Below are 19,733 nucleotides of genomic sequence, written 5' to 3' on the forward strand. Positions count from 1 at the left end.
TCGGGATTTCACGGGTAGGGCAAAAATGCTCGGCTTTTCTTTTGCCCGTTATTTGTGAAACAGGGAATTCTCAAAGCATGGACGAACTACTGGCAAGAATGATCAAAAGACAGGTCTTTGCCACGCTGGTAGTTGCGGTGCTTGCGTTTGTCTTCCTCAACAAGTTTGGTGTTGGCCTCCATGGTGCAATGTCTGCACTGGCTGGAGGCGGTTCTGCCATCTTGGGCGGCTTGGCTGCCAAAATGAAGCTGCAAAATAAGACAGTGGGGATGGGCGCAGGTTCCGTATTGGTCAATATTTTGATTGCTGAGGCAATCAAAATCGCAGTGATCGCAATCACCCTGCTCTTGGTGTTTAAGTTTTATGAAAAGCTGGTTCCTATTGCGCTGATTGCAGGTTTGGCAGCGGCGGCAATCATGTCTGGTGCAGCAATTTTTGCAATTAATGAGAAAAACAACGCTTAAGGTTTGATGGTTATGGCGACAGGTCAATTAACTCCTTCGGAATATATCGGGCACCACCTCTCTTTCAATGCAAAGAGCGTGGGTGATGGCGGCTTTTGGGTATTGCATATGGATACCTTGGTCATGTCGGCCTTGCTCGGTATTGTCGTATTTGGTCTACTCTGGTGGGTGGTGCGTGGTGCTACCGCTGGTGTACCAACCAAGCGTCAAGCATTTGTCGAGCTGCTGATTGAGTTTATTGATAATCAAGTCAAGAGCATTTTTCATGGCAACCGTCATGCATTTGTTGCGCCGCTCGCTTTGACCGTATTTGTCTGGGTGCTGGTCATGAATGCGATGGACTTCCTGCCTATCGACATCATGGCGATCGTTTACGGCTGGCTTGGCCTGCATGAGTGGCGTAGCGTACCGACCTCTGACATCAATGCTACGTTTGCATTGGCATTGGCTGTCTGGTTCTTGATGATCTTCTTCAGTATCAAGGTCAAGGGCTTGGGCGGCTGGATTCACGAATTGTTCTGTTCCCCTTTTGGCTCAAACCCACTGGTTTGGCCAGCTAATTTTGCATTCAACCTGATTGAATACATTTCCAAGCCTCTTTCACATTCCCTGCGTTTGTTCGGCAATATGTACGCAGGCGAAATCATTTTCCTGCTGCTCGGTATGTGGGCGGCAACTGGTCTGGCAGGCACTTTCTTCGGTGCATTGTTGGGCGCTGGCTGGGCGATCTTCCATATCTTGATCGTTTGTCTGCAGGCATTCATTTTCATGATGCTGACAGTTGTCTACATATCCATGGCGCATGAAAGCCACTAGATTTAGTTAGTTTTGTTCTTAATTTTTATCGTTAACACTCTCTAAAAGCCGAAAGGAAATTAAATGGAGAATTTGCAATTGTTGGCCATGATTCAAGCTTACACCGGTGTTGGTATCGGTTTGATCATCGGTTTGGGCGCAGCTGGTGCTTGTATCGGTATTGGTATCATGTGTGCAAGCTTCCTGGATGGCGCAGCTCGTCAACCAGAACTGATCCCTGCTCTGCAAGGTAAGGTATTCCTGCTGTTGGGTCTGATCGATGCTTCCTTCATTATCGGTGTTGGTCTGGCTATGATGTTCGCCTTTGCAAACCCATTGCTGAGCGTAGTTGCTTAACGAAATCTGGTACTGGATTAAGTGGTTAACTTAATTAATACCTACTAGATTCAAAGGCTCGGGAGCAAATATGAATATCAACCTGACACTCATTGCGCAGGCCATCTCATTTGCCATTCTGATCTGGTTTACCACAAAGTTTGTGTGGCCATATCTCCTGAATGCAATCGAGACACGCCAGAAAACCATTGCAGATGGTTTGGCAGCGGCTGAGCGCGGTAAGCAGGAGCTTGACGTAGCAACCCAGCGTTCAGCTGAAGTTGTTAACGATGCCAAGCAAAAAGCGACTTCCATCATTGCACAAGCTGAGAAGCGTGCCAGTGAAATCGTGGAAGAAGCCAAGGCAAATGCCAAGGCAGAAGGTGATCGTATTATCACTGGTGCCAAGGCTGAAATTGATCAAGAAGTTAACCGTGCCAAGGAAGGCTTGCGTCAGCAAGTGTCTGCGTTGGCGGTTGCTGGTGCAGAAAAGATTCTGCGCAAGGAGATCGATGCCAAGGCGCATGCTGACCTGCTGAACACCATCGCAAACGAGCTCTAGGAAGGAATGGGAGCACGACATGGCTGAAGCGATCACCATTGCAAGACCTTATGCGGTAGCGGTTTACCGCTTGGCGAAGGAAAAAAATGCGCTGGCAGATTGGTCGCAAATGCTCGCACTGGCCGCGACTATCGTGGCCGATGAGCAGATGCGGGCATTTATTGACAACCCCAAGGTTGACGCGGCTGATTTGGAGCGCGTATTCCTTTCCGTAAGCGGAGACAAGCTCAACGAGGCAGGCGCTAACCTGGTCAAGTTGCTGGTGGAATACGGTCGCCTATCCATCCTGCCAGAAATTGCAACTGCATTTGAAGAGTTGAAGGCGCAGGACGAAGGTGTGTTGGAGGCCGAGATTACCGCGGCTAGCCAACCAAGCGATGCTGAATTCGCTGCCATCGTGAAGCGCCTGGAAACCAAGTTCGGCAAAAAGGTTGAAGCAAGCGTAAAAGTGGATCCGGAAATTATTGGCGGGATCAAAATTGTAGTCGGCGATACGGTCATTGACGCTTCAGTCCGTGGCCAATTGCAAGAGATGGCCTACACGCTGAAAGGTTAGGAAAAAGTAATGCAATTATCCACATCAGAAATCAGTGAACTGATTAAGAGCAGATTAGAGAATTTCTCCACCAGCGCTGAAGCACGTACTCAAGGTACTGTGATTTCCGTGACTGATGGTATCGTGCGTATTCACGGCCTGTCCAATGTCATGGCCGGTGAAATGATCGAGTTCCCAGGCAATATTTACGGTCTGGCGCTTAACTTGGAGCGTGACTCCGTGGGTGCCGTGATCCTGGGCGACTACGAAAGTATCACCGAAGGCGATACCGTGAAGTGCACTGGCAAGATCCTGGAAGTGCCAGTTGGTCCAGAGTTGGTTGGTCGCGTAGTGAACGCACTGGGCCAGCCGATTGACGGCAAGGGTCCAATCAACGCCAAGCTGACAGACAAGATTGAAAAGGTTGCTCCTGGCGTGATCGCACGTAAGTCCGTGTCACAGCCTGTGCAAACCGGTATCAAGGCGATTGACTCCATGGTGCCGGTTGGCCGTGGTCAGCGCGAATTGATCATTGGTGACCGTCAGACAGGTAAGACTGCGGTAGCTGTTGATGCCATCATTAACCAAAAGGGTCAGAACATGACCTGTATCTACGTTGCGATCGGCCAAAAGGCTTCTACGATTGCTAACGTAGTACGCAAGCTGGAAGAGCACGGTGCAATGGAATACACCATTGTTGTGGCTGCTTCTGCTTCCGACCCTGCTGCTCTGCAGTTCCTGGCACCGTATGCTGGTTGCACCATGGGTGAATACTTCCGTGACCGTGGTCAGGATGCATTGATCGTTTATGATGACTTGACCAAGCAAGCTTGGGCTTATCGTCAAATTTCCCTGCTGCTACGCCGCCCACCAGGCCGCGAAGCTTACCCAGGTGACGTGTTCTACATCCACTCCCGTCTGCTTGAGCGTGCTGCTCGCGTAAGCGAAGAGTATGTTGAGAAATTCACCAACGGTGAAGTGAAAGGCCAGACTGGTTCCTTGACCGCACTGCCTATCATTGAAACTGCTGCTGGTGACGTTTCTGCATTCGTTCCGACCAACGTGATTTCGATTACTGATGGTCAGATCTTCCTGGAAACTGACTTGTTCAACTCAGGTATCCGTCCTGCGATCAACGCTGGTATCTCCGTATCCCGCGTTGGTGGTGCAGCACAAACCAAAGTGATCAAGAAGCTGGGTGGCGGTATTCGTCTGGCATTGGCTCAGTATCGTGAATTGGCTGCGTTTGCGCAGTTCGCTTCTGATCTGGACGAAGTAACCCGCAAGCAGTTGGATCGCGGTCGTCTGGTGACTGAGTTGATGAAGCAAGCACAATATGAGCCGCTGTCTACCTCCGAGATGGCAGTGAGCTTGTTGGCTGCTAACAAGGGCTTCTTTGACGATGTGCCAGTTGCCCGTGTGTTGGCGTTTGAATCTGCCCTGCACTCCTTCCTTAAGTCCAAGTACAAGAGCATTCTGGACAAGATCGACAGCACCAATGACCTTGGTGGTGACGACGAGAAGGCCCTGGAAGCAGCAATTCAAGACTTCAAGGCAACCAACGCTTACTAAGCTTAAAGTACAGACAGGCAGACTAGACAATGGCTGGTAGCAAAGAGATACGTAGCAAGATCAAGAGTGTGGAAAACACACGCAAGATCACCAAGGCGATGGAAATGGTCGCGGCTTCCAAGATGCGCAAGGCGCAAGAGCGCATGCGCATGGCCCGCCCTTACGCAGAAAAAATTCGTAATGTGACAGCTCACCTGTCCCATGCCAATTCCGAATACAAACATCCTTTCGTTGTTAAGCGTGAAAGGGTTGGCAACGTCGGTTTGATCGTTGTGAGTTCGGACAAAGGCTTGTGTGGTGGCCTCAATACGAATGTACTGCGTTTATCCATCAATCAGATGAAAGCCTGGGAAGACGAAGGCAAGAAGACGGTTGTGAGCGCCATCGGCAATAAGGGGTTCGGTTATATGAACCGCATCAATGCTGATGTGAAATCTCATGTGACTGGCTTGGGTGATACGCCACATCTGGAAAAGCTCATCGGTACGATCAAGGTGATGCTGGATGCCTACATCGTAGGTGAGATTGATCAGCTGTATATCTCTTATACCCGCTTTATCAATACCATGAAGCAAGAAGCGGTGATTGAGCAGGTGTTGCCATTGTCTAGCGAAAAGCTGGATGTTTCAGCAACGACAGCCAAGGGGCACTGGGATTATATCTACGAGCCTGAGGCAAATGTCGTCATCGATGAACTGATGACTCGATATATTGAGTCCATTATTTATCACGCCGTTGCCGAAAACATGGCGTCTGAACAAAGCGCCCGTATGGTGGCCATGAAGGCCGCGTCGGATAACGCGAAGACGGTGATTGGTGAATTGAAGCTGGTGTACAACAAGGCGCGCCAGGCTGCGATTACCAAGGAAATTTCAGAGATTGTCGGTGGCGCGGCGGCTGTCTAGTCGTGCTGAACTGTAGCTTAGCTAAAGCTCAAAGAATTTAAGTATAGATTGAGGATACCAAGATGAGTCAAGGTAAGGTTGTTCAATGTATTGGTGCCGTGGTTGACGTCGAGTTTCCACGTGACCAGATGCCCAAGGTATATGACGCACTGATCCTGGATGAAGAGACATCCACGGCAGAAGCTGGCCTGACCCTGGAAGTGCAACAACAACTGGGTGATGGCGTGGTTCGCGCGATTGCCATGGGTTCCAGCGATGGCCTGTCCCGCGGCATGAAGGTGAAAAACACCGGTAACCAAATTCAGGTACCAGTAGGCCACGGTACACTGGGCCGTATTATGGATGTGCTGGGTCGTCCTATTGACGAAGCTGGCCCGATTGAAGCTGACGAACATCGCTCCATTCACCAGAAAGCGCCAACTTTCGAAGAGCTTTCCCCTTCCGTTGACCTGTTGGAAACTGGTATCAAGGTGATTGACCTTGTTTGCCCGTTCGCAAAGGGTGGTAAGGTTGGTCTGTTCGGTGGTGCTGGTGTGGGCAAGACCGTTAACATGATGGAACTGATCAACAACATCGCCAAGCAGCACAGCGGTTTGTCCGTATTTGCTGGTGTAGGTGAGCGTACCCGTGAAGGTAACGACTTCTACCACGAAATGAAGGACTCCAACGTTCTTGATAAGGTGGGCATGGTGTTCGGTCAGATGAACGAGCCACCAGGCAACCGTCTGCGCGTAGCGCTGACTGGCCTGACCATGGCTGAGCGTTTCCGTGACGAAGGCCGTGACATCCTGTTCTTCGTTGATAACATCTACCGTTACACACTGGCTGGTACTGAAGTATCCGCGCTGCTGGGTCGTATGCCTTCCGCCGTGGGTTACCAGCCTACGCTGGCTGAAGAAATGGGCCGCTTGCAAGAGCGTATTACTTCGACCAAGGTTGGTTCGATTACTTCCATCCAAGCCGTTTACGTTCCTGCGGATGACTTGACCGATCCATCCCCAGCAACCACCTTCTTGCACTTGGACTCCACAGTGGTTCTGTCTCGTGACATCGCTGCACTGGGTATCTACCCTGCGGTTGATCCACTGGACTCCACATCGCGTCAGCTGGATCCACAAATCGTGGGCGAAGAGCACTACAGCGTGGCACGTTCCGTACAGTCCACTCTGCAACGCTACAAGGAACTGCGTGACATCATCGCGATTCTGGGTATGGACGAATTGTCTCCAGAAGACAAGCTGGCAGTCGCCCGCGCTCGTAAGATCCAGCGCTTCCTGTCCCAGCCTTTCCACGTTGCTGAAGTCTTCACTGGCGCACCTGGTAAGTACGTGACCCTGAAGGACACGATCAAGGGCTTCAAGGCTATCGTTGCCGGCGAATACGATCACCTGCCAGAACAAGCGTTCTACATGGTAGGCGCGATTGAAGAAGCGGTTGAGAAGGCAAAGACCCTTAACTAAACCTTGTCACAGGTAAGGATAGGACGATATGGCATCAACAATACACCTGGACGTGGTTAGCGCAGAAGAATCCATTTTCTCGGGCGAGGCAGAGTTTGTCGCAGCGCCTGCGAAACTGGGTGAGGTAGGTATTTATCCTAACCATGCACCGCTGATTACCACCATCAAGCCAGGCGTGCTGCGCGTCAAGGTTGCCAATAGTGGTGAAGAACAGGCTATTTACATTTCCGGCGGTTTGCTGGAAGTGCAGCCAGGCCTGATCACCGTGCTGGCAGATACTGCGATTCGCGGTCATGATCTAGATGAAGCCAAGGCGATTGAAGCCAAGCGTGCTGCAGAAGAAGCATTGAAGAACAATGCATCGGGTGTGGATTATGCGCGTGCGCAGGCTGAATTGTCCGAAGCGCTGGCACAATTGCAAACAATTGAGCAATTACGCAAGACAACGCACTAAACCTGCAAGTTTTGCTAGGAAAGGCAGCCAAATGGCTGCCTTTTTTATTTATACTTCCAGTTAATTTTCAATGCTTGAACCGGATAGCCACTTGTCTCTTTCCACACCCTCTTCCAAGCTCAATATCGTGATTCTCGCTGCGGGTAAAGGTACCCGCATGCACTCCAGCAAGCCCAAGGTACTGCATGCTTTAGCAGGCAAGCCTATCTTGCAGCACGTACTGGATACTGCTCGCAAGCTACAGCCAAGCAAGATCATTGTGATCTATGGCTTTGGCGGTGAAGCTGTACCACAAGCTTTGCCAGCTGATGACATCACTTGGGTAAAGCAGACTGAACAATTAGGCACCGGGCATGCCATGCAGCAAGCCCTGCCCTATCTTGAGTCGGATGCAAGAACGCTGATTCTGTTAGGGGATGTTCCGTTACTGGCGTTGGAAAGCTGTGAGCGATTGCTGTGTGAGCAGGCAGCATTGGCGTTATTGACGGTCAATAAGCCCAATCCCGCCGGGTATGGGCGCATTGTGCGCGATCAGGCCGCTGTGAAAGCGATTGTTGAACATAAGGATGCAACAGAAGCACAGCGCGCTATCCAGGAAGTGAATACTGGCATCATGGCTGCGGAAAATGCATGGTTGGAGAAATGGTTGTCGCGTCTGGATAACCGTAATGCCCAGCAAGAATATTATCTGACGGATATCGTTGCGATGGCGGTAGCGGATGGACAGCCAGTGGCTGCTACGCAAGGTGATGATGAATGGCAAGTCGCAGGGGTTAATTCCAAGCAAGACTTGGCGACCCTGGAACGTGTTTATCAGCAGCGTTATGCTGCCAGCTTGCTCGAGCAAGGGGTGACACTGGCAGATCCTGCCCGTATTGATATTCGTGGATCACTGGTAGTTGGCCGCGATGTTGAAATTGATGTGGGATGCGTGTTTGAGGGTGAGGTGACCTTGGCAGATAATGTGCGCATCGGGCCTTATTGCGTCATTCGCAATGCCACGATTGGTGCGGGTACTACGTTATCCGCTTATACGCACATTGACGACGCAAGCCTCGCTGAAGACTGTCGTATCGGGCCCTATGCACGTTTACGTCCAGGCACTACCTTGGCCGATCATGCCCACGTGGGTAATTTCGTTGAGTTAAAAAATGCCCAGGTGGATAGCGGTAGCAAGATCAATCACCTTAGCTATGTTGGTGATGCTACGGTTGGTAAGCAAGTCAATATTGGTGCTGGTACGATCACCTGCAATTATGATGGCGTGAACAAATCGCGTACCATCATCGAGGATCGCGCATTTATTGGTTCTGATACCCAATTAATCGCTCCGGTTACCGTCAAAGCGGGCGCAACGATTGCAGCTGGTTCGACCATTACGCAGGATGCCCCGGCAGACACCTTGACCATGTCGCGTGTGCGCCAATTTACGATTGAAAACTGGAAACGCCCCGAGAAAGTGAAGAAATAAGATGTGTGGCATTGTAGGTGCAGTTGGTGCACGTAATATCGTTCCGGTCCTGATAGAGGGCTTAAGTCGTTTGGAATATCGAGGCTATGATTCTGCCGGTGTAGCAGTGTTGAGCACAGACAGTATTTGCCGTGTGCGAGCTGTGGGCCGCGTAGCGGAAATGCAGGGCAAAGCTCAAGCAGAAAATCTCACCGGCATGGTCGGCATAGGGCATACGCGCTGGGCGACGCATGGCGGTGTGACCGAATCCAACGCGCATCCACACATCTCTCGCGGCGAAATTGCCGTGGTACACAATGGCATCATCGAAAACCATGATGAGCAGCGTCAGCGTTTGCAAGCCATGGGGTATGAGTTTGAGTCACAAACTGATACCGAAGTCATCGCACACTTGATTCATCATTACCTCGCTCAGGGCTTGGCCCTGCTGGATGCGGTGAAGCATGTGGTGAAGGAGCTGACGGGCGCATTTGCGATTAGCGTGGTGTCGATTCATTACCCTGGACAGATGATCTGTGCACGCCAGGGTTGCCCACTGTTGATTGGCCTTGGCGAGAGTGAGAACTTCATTGCCTCGGACGTTTCCGCTGTGTTGTCCGTGACCCGCAACGTGATCTATCTTGAAGACGGTGACGTTGCTGACATCACCAAGGACAAGGTGGATATATTTGACGCTGCCGACCAGCTTGCGGAACGTACCGTACACCGCAGCGATCTTTCGCTGGCTTCGCTGGAGCTAGGGCCCTACTCCCACTTCATGCAAAAGGAAATTCACGAGCAGCCGCGAGCCTTGACCGACACACTGGAAGCCATCATTGATGACAATTCGTTTAGTCCAGCCTTGTTTGGTGCCGATGCCGAATCGGTGTTCAAGGAAGTGGATAGCATCCTCATTCTGGCGGCTGGTACCAGCTATTACGCAGGTTTAACGGCTAAATACTGGCTGGAGAGCATTGCCGGGTTGCCGACTTCGGTAGAGATCGCCAGTGAATACCGTTATCGCAAATCCGTAGCTAACCCCAAGCAGTTGATTATCACCATTTCGCAGTCCGGTGAAACCCTGGACACCATGGAAGCCCTCAAACATGCCAAATCGCTGGGTCAGCACCTGACGCTGGCGATTTGCAATGTGCAGGAGAGTGCTATTCCGCGTGCATCCAGGCTGGTGCTGTATACACGTGCAGGTGCTGAGATCGGCGTAGCTTCCACTAAAGCTTTCACCACCCAATTGGTGGCTTTGTTCACACTGGCGGCGACATTCGCCAAGCAACGTGGATTGCTGGATGCTGAGCAAGAGCAGGCGTATATCGATAATTTGCGCCACTTGCCTGGCAGCGTGCAATACGCACTCAATTTGGAACCGCAAATCCGCGAATGGGCTAAGGCGTTCAGCAACAAATTCCATGCCCTCTTCCTCGGGCGCGGCATGCACTATCCCATTGCCCTAGAGGGAGCGCTCAAACTCAAGGAAATTTCCTATATTCACGCTGAGGCTTACCCTGCGGGAGAGCTCAAGCATGGCCCGCTGGCATTGGTGGACAAGAATATGCCAGTGGTCGTGATTGCCCCTAACGATGCCTTGCTGGAAAAGGTGAAGTCCAATATGCAGGAAGTCAGGGCGCGTGGTGGTGAGCTATTTGTATTCGCTGATGCCGACAGCAACTTTACGGAGAGTGAAGGCGTGCACGTGATCCGTACGCCACGCCATGTCGGTGTGCTCTCGCCCATCTTGCATACTATCCCGGTACAGCTGCTGGCGTATCATGCTGCCCTGCTCAAGGGGACGGATGTGGATAAACCACGTAACCTCGCCAAGTCCGTCACCGTGGAATAATGCGCAGGCAGGAGCCTGACCTGAGTAGAGAGCAAATAAAGTTCGTCAGGTTGAGTATCTAGAGGATTGGGTACTTAGCACATATAACGCGTACCCATAAACGAAAACGTCATTGAGCGTAAACTCAATGGCGTTTTGTATCATCGTATCAATAAAGCCCGTCAGTAGAGAAACCGGTTAGTAGCATAAATCACTAGAAGGGCTAGAAGAACAAAAAGCACTGAGAGGGTTAGCATCATTGCCAACTTTTTCATGAAGCTTGGTTTATCAAATACCACGCCTTTTGCTTCCCTCACCCTCCTCTCTTCATCAAAATGCCACTTAATAGCAAAATAGGCTCCAATACCTAATACAATCAGCTTAAAAGCTCCAGCAAAGTATGGAAAAAACTCAGCCCAACTGCCGTCCATTATCTATCTCCATCAAGTTCACTATCGATTTTGCGGCAGCATCATCAAAGGTTCATGTTTAGCGCACCCAAAGTCAGGCGCTCTAGCTAGCGCAAGTCTACTGCTCGCGCTAGCTGTCCACAACTCTCTTTGCAATATCTGTAGTTATGGTGGTTTACTAAATTAGCAAAAGCACTGGCACATATAAGCCAGGTAGGTTCTGAAGTCCTTTTCTTAACATGGTAGGCAATGCCCTGCCCAGTCTTGCTGATGGCGAGCGCTTAAGAAGAGGTTGCCAGCGAGGGCAATAATGGCAAGCTGTTGGACACCCATGCTGGTATCTCTTCAGCAGGCATGGGGCGTGCGAAAAAATAACCCTGAATACTGTCTATGCCACATTGCTGCACAATAGACAGCTCTTCTTCCGTTTCTACTCCTTCGATGGTGACCGGGATAGATAATTCTGCGCACATGACGGCAACCTTCCGCAGTAATAATTGCCTTCTTGGCTCATGCTGAATATTGCGTAGAAATAGTCGATCACACTTGATGCCTGCAATGGGCAAGTCAGCGAGTACGCTGAGGGATGAGTAGCCAACGCCGAAGTCATCCATGACGACACGTACACCTATGTTATTCAAGTGGGACATGACATCGACAATCTCTTTTTCATAGGCAATGATGGCATGTTCTGTAATCTCCAGGCATAACTGGTGAGTTGGCAGAGAAAGTTTGTCCAGGGCGCTGATTAACCATGGAATGAACTCTTTGGATAATAGGGTGATAGGGGCGATATTGACGCTGATACAGGGCAGCATGTCTTGCTCTCGCCAATGCTTTAGGCATTGCAGTGCATTGAGGATGATGAGTTTATCGACCTCTACCGTTCTCTTATGCAACTCGCAGGCCAGAAAAAACTGCTCAGGGTTGATACGCCCCAATCGCTCATGCTCCAATCTAAGCAATGCTTCCAGGTGAATGCTATGGGAGCGTAAATTGACGATGGGTTGAAAATGCAGCACGAGTTTATCGGGGTTTACTAGCTCATTGAAATGATCTGCCAGCATTGCCAGGTTATGGTCTTGTGCAGGAGAGATGGAGACATGCGAAGCTCGGAGCAGTGATAAGCCTTGATGAAAGAACTGCTGTCGTTGCCGATCTGAACGCAGGTTAAAAAGTAATTCTGTCCCAATGGCCAGCGATGAGCCGATGATTAACAGCAACAATAAAAGCGTGTTTGCAGGTGGCTCTGTATTGCTCAGTGAGTCAGGTGGCGAGGTGACGCCATTGACCAATAACCAGTGTATGCACAGGATGACGCCTCCTCCCAACACCCAGTCTTGCCAGTTGTTCCAGGCGACAGGAGTTTTGAGATTGCGCAACTTGACGCGCTGGTGTGAGAAAGACATATAAAGCGTGAGTGCCAGGATGAAGAAAATCGCACCAGCGATGTTCCAGCCGTCTTGGTAGACCATGCTGGGTGTCTGCCAATTTACAATCACGCAATGTGCTGTCAGGAGTGCGATCACTAATACGGTGCTGGCGAGTATGACAGTGCTATTACGTGTGCTTGCTGCCAGTGTGGGGATGGTGACCCGGCAACCCAGGGTGATGATGATTAAGGCGATCAGCGCTGGAATTAATTCCAGGTTTTTGGAAACGATGCCTGGCTCATAAATGAAAAATCCTGCGACATCCAGTGTCCAGATAATCGAGCCTACGCCAATGGCAGCATGGGATGTGGTGATTTGCCGGCTGAATTTATCGACGGAAACGGCGGCATGTTCAACTAGCCGTTGACAAACAAACATGGCAATAGAAGCCATGATCCAGAAAAGCATACCGAGTAATGGCGATGGAATTTTGAGCCCTTGGGACAAGGGCTGAATCGAATGTAGCATGGTTGCTATTTCTCCTACAAACGTGAGGGGTTCTAATTAGTATTAGCTTCCATCTACATGGGTATTCGAGAACTGCAGATATTGTGTCGCATCATAGGCTTGATGATATGTTTTAGTAAAGACGGAGTTTTTCTTACAAATGTCATGAAATCGTACTTTTGGTAAACCAGTTTCAATGGCAGTAGTGTTGCCTGGTGCGGCAAATGGGGTAGTGACTAGGGTTGGGGTTATTGGGTTGTTTTTTTACTTTTATTTGCTTTTTCACTCAGTAAATCTTGCATACATAGGGGTTATGCATGAGTTTGACCAAGTTTGTTAAAACTGACTTGCTTGCATGAGTGATGTGGTTGTAGCAACTCCTGTCTTATAATAATTGCCAATTGATTTTCTCTACCACCAGCGCAATGAACACTACACAAGAACATATTCTCGTTGTTGATGATGATCACGAAATCCGGGAACTGTTGACGGACTATCTTCGAGATGCAGGTTTCAGGGTATCTGAAGCAGCCAATGGGCGTGAAATGTGGAGGATGGTCAACAAGGAGCAAGTGAACCTGATTGTGCTGGACCTGATGTTGCCGGAAGAGAGTGGTCTGAGCCTATGCCGTGAGGTGCGTGCTCAAGGAGATATACCCATTATCATGCTGACCGCCAAGGGTACATTGGTTGACCGTATTATTGGCTTGGAGGTGGGAGCAGATGATTATCTGCCCAAGCCGTTCGACCCGCGGGAGTTGCTGGCCAGGATCAAGGTGATTCTGCGGCGTACCCGCTCCAATCAGGCCAAAACTGCAGACGAGTTTGCCTATATCAGTTTCGAGGGGTGGCGCCTTGATACCCACGCTCGCCAGATGTTTTCACCAGAGGGAGTGGTGGTTTCTCTGGGAAGCTCGGATTATATGGTTCTGCGTGCCTTGCTTGAGCACCCCAATCGCCCCCTTAGCCGCGACTTCCTGATTGAACATGTCTATGGCAAGGAAAGCCATGCCATGGATCGATCCATAGATGTCTGTATCAGTCGCTTGCGCCATCACCTGGAGGTTGATTCACGTAACCCAGCGATTATTCGTACCGTCCGGAACGCGGGTTACATGCTGGCTAGCCAGGTCAAGCAAGAAAAATGATCTGGAAATGGCTGTGGCCTGCTTCGCTATTTGGCCGCTTGGTCATTGTGTTGGTTGCTGGCACCATGACAGCGCAAGTGCTGACAGGCTTTATCTGGTATGACATGAATTACGGCAAGGCATTGGAAATCCCTACACGGGTACTAGCCGCCAAACTTTCCGATAGCATCAGCCTGATAGAGATCAGCAAAGTAGATGATGAGCGCTTGCTCATTAACAAGCTCAGCAACAATATGTACCGATTATCCCCGGTAGATGCCCCTCCCCGCCTGAAAACTTTGAATACCCGTGACCGTGCCGTGGAGCTGTTATTCAAGCATGTGTTCGAGCAAGAGTTTGGCCGGTTGTTGCCCATCCGGATGGGAGATATTGACTTGCATGATGACCATGGCAGGGAAGCCGGGTGGCTGGATTTATTTGAATCTCACTATCCTTCCGCCCATTTTATCCTCTATGTGCAATTGGATAGTGGGCAATGGCTTAAGCTGGATGCCTATGAGGGACAGGCGGGCATGAGCATGGCGCCACTCATGGATTTATTCGATTACCTGTTCCGCATTTATTTCATCCGCATCATCGTGATTGTCGGGATTGCCTTATTTGCAGTGAGGCAGATTATGCGGCCATTAAATCGGCTAGCAGAAGCCGCAGAGCGGTTAGGACGTAATATTTACAGCCCGCCCCTGGATGCCGATGGGCCAACAGAGGTACGCCGCTCTGCTAAGGCATTCAATTTAATGCAACAGAGGCTGATTGATACTGTGACGGAAAAGACCCGCTTTTTGGCGGCGATTTCTCATGACCTGCGCTCCCCTATTACTCGGATGCGTTTGCGCACCGAGCAGATCGATAAACCAATGTTGCGTGAGAAATTTCGCCGTGATCTTGAGGATATGGAGACCCTGATTTCCTCCACGGTGGATTTCATGCGTGGTGTTGAGGTGCATGAGAACCGCCACCTCATTAATATCAATGCCATGTTGCAGAGCTTGCAGGTGGATGCACAGGAAACGGGTGCTGAAGTCTCATTGTCGGGTGAGGCGGCCCCGATAGATGGCTATGCCGTGAGCCTGAAACGCTGCTTGCAGAACGTATTGGAAAACGCCATTCGCTACGGGAAGTCTGCGCATATTGAAGTGATGGATGCGCCAACCCACTTACGTATCGCCATACGTGACAGAGGCCCAGGTATTCCTGAGGACTTACTCGGTCAAGTGTTTGAACCATTCTATCGGGTGGAAACCTCCCGTAATGCCGCTACTGGGGGCTCTGGTCTGGGTTTGAGCATTGCCAAAACTATTGTGGAGGCGCATGATGGACAGATACATCTGTGCAATATGGCCTCAGGGGGGCTTGAAGTCCTGATTGACTTGCCAAGGCAATCACTCTAAACCGTTGCAGAACAAAACAGGGAATGAATGGGCAGATGACTTCATGGTGGCATGATGTTTTGCTCGTTGGGACGACAATAATTAGGTTGCGGTGAAAAGCATGAGCAGTACGAAAATCTCTGACCGGGGCTTGAACTTGGACGGCACCATGCAGCTGAAAATGCTGAGTTTCGTCATTAATCGCATTCAGGAAGCTGTGCTCATCTGTGATGCTGATGGCAGGATTTGCCTAGTAAATTTAGCCAGTTGCGAAGAGTTGGGCTACAGTGAAGATGACTTGCTACAGATGTCTGTCAGCGAGATACTGACCAGTCTAGATGTTGCTCAGTGGGAAGCTTACTGGCAACTATTGCAGCAGCAACAGATCATCACCCGCGAAACCCATATCCGCACAAGTGTCGCTGCTAACATCCCTGTCGCGATTCAGGCAAATTATTTTGTTGAGTCAGGGCATCAATATTGTGTGTTGTTGATGCGCAATCTTAGCGCACATCTGGACATGCTGGAAAAGTTGCGTGAGCAAGAGTTGCAATATCGCCAGCTGGTCAAGAATTCTCCCGATATTTTTATTCGTTATGACCAAGATTGTCGCCGTATTTTTCTCAGTGATGACTATGAGCGGGTATTTGGTATTTCTGCTGCTAGTGCATTGGGGAAAAAGCCTACCGAGGTTTGGGGCAGGCCAACTATGCCGCCCGCGGAGTACGAGGCTAAGCTACGCGAGGTGATACGAGCGGGAACGGCGCAGGAAATTGAATTGGATTGGACCCAGGGAGAGCAGTATGTTTGCCAATCCCTGCATGCTGTACCCGAACGCAATGTCAAAGGTGAGATCACAGGTGTACTGACGATTACGCGCGATATTTCACACATGCGGCGTGTAGAGCGCGAGTTGAGAAAGCGGGAGAAATATCAGAGTGCATTGATTGAGAATTTCCCATTTGTGGTCTGGCTCAAGGATCTGGATAGCAAATTACTTGCCGCAAATAGCGCATATGCGGAGTTTGCCGGTGTGGCGTCTAAAGAGGCATTGGAGGGGAAAACGGATTTTGACTTTTTCCCTGTGGAGGATGCTAAGGCCTATGTTGAGGGGGATAAGCAAGTTCTGCAAAGTGGTCAGCCTTATCTGGCTGTGGTACCTATTACCAAGCTGAATGGTGAAAAGGCCTGGATAGAGGCTTACAAGTCGCCCATGGAGGTTGATGGCAACGTCGTTGGTACAGTAGGGTTCTTCCGGGATGTGACTGACATCAAGCAGAATGAGGATAAGCTGTTGCAACGCGAGCGCGAACTGCAATCGCTGATCAATAATACCCCCGATACCATTATCCGTTATGACCTGAATGCACGCCGTCTATATGCTAATACGCCTAAATTGAAACGGATTGGTATCGACACCGAGAAGCTGATTGGGACATCGCCATCAGAATACCCCGGTGGTGAGGCATATGTAAAATATGAGGAGAAGATCAAGGGGGTAATCAGCAGTGCAACGCCAGATTTCCTGGAATTACACGGCAAGGCCGAGAATGGTAACGCATGGTTTATTCATGTGCGAATTGTGCCCGAGTTTGGGGACAATGGTCAGGTTGTGGGTGTGCTGGCGGTAGAGCGCGATATTACTGAGCTGATGGAATACCGGGAACGGATTCATTATCTCGCCTACTATGATGCATTGACTGGCCTGCCGAACCGTACTTTATTCTCCGACCGTGTTAACCAGGTATTGGCGGATGCAAGCTGGCATGAGCAGCGCTTTGGGCTCATGATGCTTGACCTGGATCGCTTCAAGGAAGTCAATGATACTTTGGGGCACCAGGCCGGTGATGAGCTGCTGGTTGCCGTGGCGCAGCGGCTCAATGCCTCGGTGCGCAGTTACGATACGATTGCGCGCTTGAGTGGTGATGAGTTTGCGATCCTGTTGCCTGAGTTGCGCAATCCTGATGACCTAGCGACCATTGCGAGGAAAATCAATGATGAGATTGCTAAGCCCTTTCATATTCACAAGAAAGAGCTTTTCATATCTACCAGTATAGGAATTGCTATTTATCCCGACGATGGTGAAGATCGTGCCACTCTGTTCAAGAGTGCCGATGTGGCGATGTATCATGCCAAGAACTATGGTCGCAATAACTACCAGTTCTATTCTCGTGAGTTGGGCTCCAAGGCATCAGAATACATTATGTTGGGTGCCTCTATTCGACAGGCGCTCAAGAACGCAGAGTTTGAATTGTTCTACCAGCCCCAGGTTGACCTCATGTCAGGAAGCATTGTTGGTGCCGAGGCCTTGTTGCGTTGGCGTAACCCGCAATTGGGCGTGGTAATGCCAGATCGATTTATCAAGGTTGCGGAGGAAAGTGGCCTGATTGTGGAAATTGGCGAATGGGTATTGCGTGAGGCCTGTAATGCATTGGTTAGCCTGAATAACAATCGCGGGGAACAGAGTCCGTTAAGCATGGCGGTCAATCTGTCTTCACGCCAGTTCCTTTATAACGATCTGCTGGCCTCGGTGAAGCAGATTTTGGCAGAAACCGGTTGCAAGCCTGAGTGGCTGAAACTGGAAATCACCGAGAGCTTGTTACTGGAAGACAGCCAGGAGATCATCAATACCCTCAGCGCATTCAAGGAAATGGGCATCACTATTTCGATTGATGACTTCTGCACTGGCTATTCTGCCATGAGTTATCTTGGCCAGTTCCCTATCAGCCAGGTGAAGATTGATCGCTCTTTCGTGCGCGATATCGCTGCCAAGCAAGATAAGCTGGAGCTGATTACCGCCATTATCCGCATTGCCCATGCCTTGAGGCTGGAGCTGGTGGCAGAGGGTGTGGAGAGTAAGCAGCAGGCTAATTTGCTCAAGATTCAGGGGTGCACGATTGCGCAAGGTTACTTCTTCGGCAAGCCTATGCGCCTGCGCCATCTGGAACTTATCTTGGCAGATGGACAAAACCTGATGCAGTAGCATTTTGCTGCCGAGGTTACCGGAATGGGCTTTGCACGCAGAAGCCACTGCTATATAATGAGATTTATTCTCATTTATTGCATCGTGTGCAGCTGCCACCCTCCTCATCTTGAACGCTTTCAAGGCTCTTTACACCAATCACCATAGCTGGCTTAGTCAATGGTTGCGCAAGAAAATGGGCAACCAGTTCGATGCGGCGGACCTGGCGCATGATACCTTCATGCGTGTTTTACTCAGTGGTGATGTCGATAAGCTGCATGAACCCCGTGCGTTTCTCACTACCGTGGCTTCTGGCCTGGTATCTAATTTTTATCGCCGTAAGAAACTGGAGCAGGCTTATCTTGATGCCCTGATGCAATTGCCGGAAGCCGTCATGCCCTCGCCCGAGGTCAAAGCCATGATGTTGGAAACCTTGGTTGAAATTGATGGTCTGCTAGAGGGGTTGTCATATAACGTACGCAAGGCTTTCCTGCTTTCCCAGTTGGATGGCTTGAGTCAGGCGGAGATTGCCCTGGAGTTGGGCGTGTCGATATCGACAGTCAAGCGCTACATTGTGCAAGCGATACAACAATGTTGTTTTGGAGGTGTGAGGTAATGGGGATGAATACGAGCAAGGAAATCTCCCCGAAAGTGAGTCGTGAGGCTGCCGAGTGGTTGGTGGAGCTGCAATCTGGCCAGCCCAGCCCGCAGACCCAGGTACAATGGCAAGCCTGGCGCGACGCACATCCTGAACATGAGCAGGCCTGGCAGCATATTGAAAAGCTGGGAGAGCGATTGGGAGGCTTGTCATCATCCCTCGCTCATGCCACGCTAGCACCCAAAGGCTCCTTGCAGCGCAGGCGTGCCATCAAGACCCTCTCCATGCTGCTGTTTGCTGGTGGCACTGCATGGGTCGTGCAAGACAAGATGCCATGGTGGCAACTCAATGCTGATTACAGCACCGGTGTGGGTGAACAGCAGCGGGTGGTGCTGGAAGATGGCACCGTCGTGCAACTCAACTCATCCAGCGCGATTAATGTCGCGTATACCGCACAACAGCGTATTGTGATGTTGCTACGCGGCGAGATTCATATCGTCACTGCCCACGAGCCTGCCAATAGGCGGCCATTTTTGGTGGCGAGCGATCAAGGCAGTATGCGGGCCTTGGGAACCCAATTTGTTGTGCGACAGTTGACCAATGACAAGGATAGCCCGATCAAGATCGGCGTGCTGGAGGGGGCTGTCGAGGTTGCGCCCAACGAGATATCCACCAAAGTAAGGCTGCAGGCAGGAGAGCAGTTATCTTTTACGCGGCATATGCTGACACCAGTTGAGCCTATCCTTCCATACGATACAGCCTGGCTGCAACGCATGCTGGTTGCAGATGACATGCCCTTGGCTGAGTTCCTGGCCGAGCTTAGCCGCTACCGCAAGGGTAGCCTGAGTTGCGATGATAGTATCAAGCACCTGAAAGTGAGCGGGACGTATCCCTTGGAGGACACCGACAAGGTCATTGATATGCTGCAACAAAGCCTAAAGCTGGAAATCCGCATGTTGACCCGTTACTGGGTGCGCCTGATGCCAGCTTCGGTGTAA

18 protein-coding genes are annotated in these 19,733 nt (G+C 50.5%); 16 read left to right on the forward strand and 2 right to left on the reverse strand.

Going from position 1 to position 19,733, the window contains the following annotated elements; genetic code table 11:
* Positions 1-77: 77 nt before the first annotated feature.
* The 11 genes from ACIKP9_RS10015 to glmS all read left to right on the forward strand — a co-directional run bounded on the left by ACIKP9_RS10015 (position 78) and on the right by glmS (position 10,388).
* Positions 78-464, forward strand: a complete 387-nt coding sequence (locus tag ACIKP9_RS10015) for an ATP synthase subunit I (protein ID WP_400882142.1) — start codon at positions 78-80, stop codon at positions 462-464.
* A 12-nt stretch (positions 465-476) separates the two neighbouring features.
* Positions 477-1,280 (forward strand): F0F1 ATP synthase subunit A, encoded by an 804-nt coding sequence (gene atpB / locus ACIKP9_RS10020; protein WP_400882145.1) that lies wholly within the window; start codon positions 477-479, stop codon positions 1,278-1,280.
* 63 nt (positions 1,281-1,343) lie between these two features.
* On the forward strand, positions 1,344-1,616 hold the full coding sequence (atpE, locus tag ACIKP9_RS10025) for a F0F1 ATP synthase subunit C (RefSeq protein ID WP_011480965.1): 273 nt from the start codon (positions 1,344-1,346) through the stop codon (positions 1,614-1,616).
* A gap of 70 nt (positions 1,617-1,686) precedes the next feature.
* A complete protein-coding gene (locus ACIKP9_RS10030) occupies positions 1,687-2,157 on the forward strand; it encodes a F0F1 ATP synthase subunit B (RefSeq protein WP_230348368.1) in 471 nt (156 codons plus the stop codon).
* A gap of 19 nt (positions 2,158-2,176) precedes the next feature.
* Positions 2,177-2,713, forward strand: a complete 537-nt coding sequence (locus ACIKP9_RS10035) for a F0F1 ATP synthase subunit delta (protein WP_400882149.1) — start codon at positions 2,177-2,179, stop codon at positions 2,711-2,713.
* A gap of 9 nt (positions 2,714-2,722) precedes the next feature.
* A complete protein-coding gene (gene atpA, locus ACIKP9_RS10040; protein WP_400882152.1) occupies positions 2,723-4,264 on the forward strand; it encodes a F0F1 ATP synthase subunit alpha in 1,542 nt (513 codons plus the stop codon).
* Positions 4,265-4,293: 29 nt separating this feature from the next.
* Complete coding sequence (atpG, locus tag ACIKP9_RS10045; RefSeq protein WP_400882155.1) at positions 4,294-5,169, forward strand: F0F1 ATP synthase subunit gamma; 876 nt, start codon at positions 4,294-4,296, stop codon at positions 5,167-5,169.
* A 62-nt stretch (positions 5,170-5,231) separates the two neighbouring features.
* Complete coding sequence (atpD, locus tag ACIKP9_RS10050; protein ID WP_400882158.1) at positions 5,232-6,629, forward strand: F0F1 ATP synthase subunit beta; 1,398 nt, start codon at positions 5,232-5,234, stop codon at positions 6,627-6,629.
* A gap of 28 nt (positions 6,630-6,657) precedes the next feature.
* Positions 6,658-7,083, forward strand: a complete 426-nt coding sequence (locus ACIKP9_RS10055; protein WP_230348373.1) for a F0F1 ATP synthase subunit epsilon — start codon at positions 6,658-6,660, stop codon at positions 7,081-7,083.
* A 70-nt stretch (positions 7,084-7,153) separates the two neighbouring features.
* Entirely contained in the window at positions 7,154-8,554 is a 1,401-nt protein-coding gene (gene glmU, locus ACIKP9_RS10060; protein ID WP_400882161.1) for a bifunctional UDP-N-acetylglucosamine diphosphorylase/glucosamine-1-phosphate N-acetyltransferase GlmU, read from the forward strand.
* Between the two features lies 1 nt (position 8,555).
* Positions 8,556-10,388, forward strand: coding sequence for a glutamine--fructose-6-phosphate transaminase (isomerizing) (gene glmS, locus ACIKP9_RS10065; protein WP_400882164.1), 1,833 nt, complete (start codon positions 8,556-8,558; stop codon positions 10,386-10,388).
* 161 nt (positions 10,389-10,549) lie between these two features.
* Here the strand turns inward: glmS and ACIKP9_RS10070 are convergent, their stop codons facing one another.
* Both ACIKP9_RS10070 and ACIKP9_RS10075 read right to left on the reverse strand, forming a co-directional pair.
* Complete coding sequence (locus tag ACIKP9_RS10070) at positions 10,550-10,798, reverse strand: hypothetical protein (protein ID WP_400882167.1); 249 nt, start codon at positions 10,796-10,798, stop codon at positions 10,550-10,552.
* 260 nt (positions 10,799-11,058) lie between these two features.
* Positions 11,059-12,678 carry an EAL domain-containing protein gene (locus ACIKP9_RS10075; protein WP_400882170.1) on the reverse strand — a complete coding sequence of 540 codons (1,620 nt, stop codon included), beginning with the start codon at positions 12,676-12,678 and terminating at the stop codon, positions 11,059-11,061.
* Positions 12,679-13,082: 404 nt separating this feature from the next.
* Here ACIKP9_RS10075 and ACIKP9_RS10080 point away from each other — a divergent pair, with 404 nt between their 5' ends.
* The 5 genes from ACIKP9_RS10080 (at position 13,083) to ACIKP9_RS10100 (ending at position 19,733) form a co-directional block, all read left to right on the forward strand.
* On the forward strand, positions 13,083-13,805 hold the full coding sequence (locus ACIKP9_RS10080; protein ID WP_400882173.1) for a response regulator: 723 nt from the start codon (positions 13,083-13,085) through the stop codon (positions 13,803-13,805).
* Positions 13,802-15,196, forward strand: coding sequence for an ATP-binding protein (locus ACIKP9_RS10085; RefSeq protein ID WP_400882176.1), 1,395 nt, complete (start codon positions 13,802-13,804; stop codon positions 15,194-15,196). Before ACIKP9_RS10080 ends, ACIKP9_RS10085 begins: the two co-directional genes overlap by 4 nt.
* 100 nt (positions 15,197-15,296) lie before the next feature.
* Positions 15,297-18,158, forward strand: coding sequence for a bifunctional diguanylate cyclase/phosphodiesterase (locus ACIKP9_RS10090; protein ID WP_400882179.1), 2,862 nt, complete (start codon positions 15,297-15,299; stop codon positions 18,156-18,158).
* A 109-nt stretch (positions 18,159-18,267) separates the two neighbouring features.
* Positions 18,268-18,753, forward strand: coding sequence for a sigma-70 family RNA polymerase sigma factor (locus ACIKP9_RS10095; RefSeq protein ID WP_400882182.1), 486 nt, complete (start codon positions 18,268-18,270; stop codon positions 18,751-18,753).
* 5 nt (positions 18,754-18,758) lie between these two features.
* Positions 18,759-19,733 (forward strand): FecR domain-containing protein, encoded by a 975-nt coding sequence (locus tag ACIKP9_RS10100; RefSeq protein WP_400882184.1) that lies wholly within the window; start codon positions 18,759-18,761, stop codon positions 19,731-19,733.

The sequence above is a fragment of the Methylobacillus methanolivorans genome (assembly GCF_044751345.1).
In the GTDB taxonomy this organism is placed as follows: Bacteria; Pseudomonadota; Gammaproteobacteria; order Burkholderiales; family Methylophilaceae; genus Methylobacillus; species Methylobacillus methanolivorans.

Coding starts and splice junctions, on each gene's coding strand:
- ACIKP9_RS10015 (WP_400882142.1), top strand. CDS start 78: ATGGACGAACTACTGGCAAGAATGATCAAAAGACAGGTCTTTGCCACG.
- atpB (WP_400882145.1), top strand. CDS start 477: ATGGCGACAGGTCAATTAACTCCTTCGGAATATATCGGGCACCACCTC.
- atpE (WP_011480965.1), top strand. CDS start 1,344: ATGGAGAATTTGCAATTGTTGGCCATGATTCAAGCTTACACCGGTGTT.
- ACIKP9_RS10030 (WP_230348368.1), top strand. CDS start 1,687: ATGAATATCAACCTGACACTCATTGCGCAGGCCATCTCATTTGCCATT.
- ACIKP9_RS10035 (WP_400882149.1), top strand. CDS start 2,177: ATGGCTGAAGCGATCACCATTGCAAGACCTTATGCGGTAGCGGTTTAC.
- atpA (WP_400882152.1), top strand. CDS start 2,723: ATGCAATTATCCACATCAGAAATCAGTGAACTGATTAAGAGCAGATTA.
- atpG (WP_400882155.1), top strand. CDS start 4,294: ATGGCTGGTAGCAAAGAGATACGTAGCAAGATCAAGAGTGTGGAAAAC.
- atpD (WP_400882158.1), top strand. CDS start 5,232: ATGAGTCAAGGTAAGGTTGTTCAATGTATTGGTGCCGTGGTTGACGTC.
- ACIKP9_RS10055 (WP_230348373.1), top strand. CDS start 6,658: ATGGCATCAACAATACACCTGGACGTGGTTAGCGCAGAAGAATCCATT.
- glmU (WP_400882161.1), top strand. CDS start 7,154: ATGCTTGAACCGGATAGCCACTTGTCTCTTTCCACACCCTCTTCCAAG.
- glmS (WP_400882164.1), top strand. CDS start 8,556: ATGTGTGGCATTGTAGGTGCAGTTGGTGCACGTAATATCGTTCCGGTC.
- ACIKP9_RS10070 (WP_400882167.1), bottom strand. CDS start 10,798: ATGGACGGCAGTTGGGCTGAGTTTTTTCCATACTTTGCTGGAGCTTTT.
- ACIKP9_RS10075 (WP_400882170.1), bottom strand. CDS start 12,678: ATGCTACATTCGATTCAGCCCTTGTCCCAAGGGCTCAAAATTCCATCG.
- ACIKP9_RS10080 (WP_400882173.1), top strand. CDS start 13,083: ATGAACACTACACAAGAACATATTCTCGTTGTTGATGATGATCACGAA.
- ACIKP9_RS10085 (WP_400882176.1), top strand. CDS start 13,802: ATGATCTGGAAATGGCTGTGGCCTGCTTCGCTATTTGGCCGCTTGGTC.
- ACIKP9_RS10090 (WP_400882179.1), top strand. CDS start 15,297: ATGAGCAGTACGAAAATCTCTGACCGGGGCTTGAACTTGGACGGCACC.
- ACIKP9_RS10100 (WP_400882184.1), top strand. CDS start 18,759: ATGAATACGAGCAAGGAAATCTCCCCGAAAGTGAGTCGTGAGGCTGCC.